Raw genomic sequence first — 2,334 nt, forward strand, 5'->3', positions numbered from 1 at the left:
AAACGCGGGATAGAGAATACCCGCGGCGACCGGCACACCAATCAGATTGTAGGCGAAGGCAAAGATCAGGTTCTGTTTGATATTGCGCATAACTGCCCGGCTTAAAGCACGGGCCCGGACGATGCCGTCAAGGTCGCCCTTGATCAATGTGATACCGGCACTTTCCATGGCGATATCGGTGCCGTTGCCCATGGCGATGCCCACCGTTGCAGCAGCCAGTGCTGGCGCATCATTGACGCCGTCACCCGCCATGGCCACCTTGCGTCCCTCTTTGATCAGACGCTCAATGATATCGGCCTTCCCATCCGGCAGGACATCGGCCTCCACCTCTTCAATTCCAAGATCTTTGGCGACCGCCTTGGCCGTGATCTTATTATCGCCGGTCAGCATGATCAGGCGTAAGTTCTCACTCTTAAGTGCTTTCAGCGCCGCAACGGTTGACGATTTAACCGGGTCGGCAACCACAATAATACCGATAGGCTTGCCATCAACGGAAGCGTAGATAGCCGTCTGGCCCTTATCGCGGTAGGGGGCGGCAAGAGAGGAGAGGCCATCATATTCGGCTATCAGGGAGGCATTGCCAAGTGCCACGCTTGAGCCGTCGATCTGGCCCGTAACCCCTTTACCGGAGGGGGCTTCAAAATCTGTTACTTTAAAGGTGGGTATGTCCTTTGCTTTTGCGGCCTCAACGATGGCATGGGCGATGGGATGCTCACTCATCCCTTCCAGCGAGGCCGCAAGAGACAATAGCCGATCGGCATCGAAGCCACCTATGGTTCTCACGTCGATCAGCTTGGGGCGGCCTTCGGTCAGCGTGCCGGTCTTATCGAACACCAGCGTATCGACACCTTCAAAGGCTTCCAGAACGGCAGCGTCCCGTATCAGAATGCCTTCCTTCGCGGCCCGGCCCGTGCCTGCCATGATGGACATGGGCGTGGCGAGACCAAGCGCACATGGGCAGGCGATGATCAGGACGGCAATGGCGTTCAGGATAGCGTAGCCTAGCCTGGGTTCAGGCCCCCAGACGATCCACGCGATGAAAGTTAAAGCCGCCACCACGATGACGGCGGGAACGAAATAGCCCGACACCGTATCCGCAACGCGCTGGATGGGCGCGCGTGAACGCTGAGCCTGACCGACACGGGTGATGATCTGAGCGAGAAGTGTGTCATTGCCGATACGGGTGGCTGTCATGACAAAGCTGCCCGATTGGTTGACCGTGGCGCCCGTGACCTTATCGCCAGTCCCTTTGGAGACCGGCATGGGTTCGCCGGTTAACATGGACTCATCGACGTGGCTGCTGCCTTCCGTCACGTCACCATCCGTTGGGATCTTTTCTCCGGGGCGGACGCGCAAAAGGTCGCCGACCTTCACCTGTTCGAGGGGAATGGTCTCTTCATCTGATCCATTTAGCCGATGGGCGGTGGCCGGCGCCAGTTTCAGCAAGGCGCGTATGGCATTGCCGGTCTGGGCGCGCGCCTTAAGTTCAAGGACCTGACCCACAAGGACAAGGGTGGTGATGACGGCGGCGGCTTCGAAATAAACGTCTGGCCGCATGACCATTGATCCACTCATGGCATGCGGGAATATGCCCGGCGCAAATACGGCCACGACCGAGTAGGCCCAGGCCACGAGCACCCCCAGGGCGATCAGGGTAAACATGTTGAAATGGCGCGTCTTAACCGAGTCCCAGCCGCGCACCAGAAACGGCCAGCCGCAGCCGAGCGCTACAGGTGTGGCCAGGATCATCTGAATCCACAGGGATGTCGTTTCAGGAACATACTTTGAAATGCCAACATGAGCGCCCATGGCAAGGACCGCGACGGGAATGCTCAGCGCCGTTGCAATCCACAGGCGTCGGGTCATGTCCTTCAATTCGTGATTATCCGGCTCATTAAGAGTGATGACTTCCGGTTCCAGCGCCATGCCGCAGATAGGGCAGGCGCCTGGTCCTTCCTGACGGATTTGCGGGTGCATCGGGCAAGTGTAGAGTTTACGCGCCGCAGTCGGATCAATGTTCTGTGGCTCAGGCGTTGTTTCCGACTTGCTGTGCTGGCAGCAGTGTGCGCTACCGGCTTCAGATGTGGAGCCAGCCTTATGTTCGTGCGACATTGCCGCCTCCTATTCGTACTTCTTGAGAAGAATCATGATCTCGGCAAGTTGCTGATCGCGTGTCACATCGTCGCTGCACGCACAGGATTTGGCGAGGCATGACTTCATATGCGTTTCGAGCACGCTAAGTTCGATCGTCTTGATGGCGCTGCGAACGGCCCGAAGCTGCGTTAAGATGTCAACGCAATACTGGCCCTCGCCAACCATGCGCTTAATGCCTTC

At 57.9% G+C, this 2,334-nt stretch carries 2 protein-coding genes; both read right to left on the reverse strand.

What is annotated here, in order from left to right; translation table 11 throughout:
- On the reverse strand, positions 1 to 2,112 hold a 2,112-nt coding region (locus IE102_RS17780), incomplete at its 3' end, for a copper-transporting P-type ATPase (protein ID WP_268247504.1).
- A gap of 9 nt (positions 2,113 to 2,121) precedes the next feature.
- Positions 2,122 to 2,334 (reverse strand): metal-sensitive transcriptional regulator (locus tag IE102_RS17785; RefSeq protein ID WP_189489313.1); only part of this gene is annotated, 213 nt, incomplete at its 5' end.

It is taken from the genome of Asticcacaulis endophyticus (assembly GCF_014652575.1).
Classification (GTDB): domain Bacteria; phylum Pseudomonadota; class Alphaproteobacteria; order Caulobacterales; family Caulobacteraceae; genus Asticcacaulis; species Asticcacaulis endophyticus.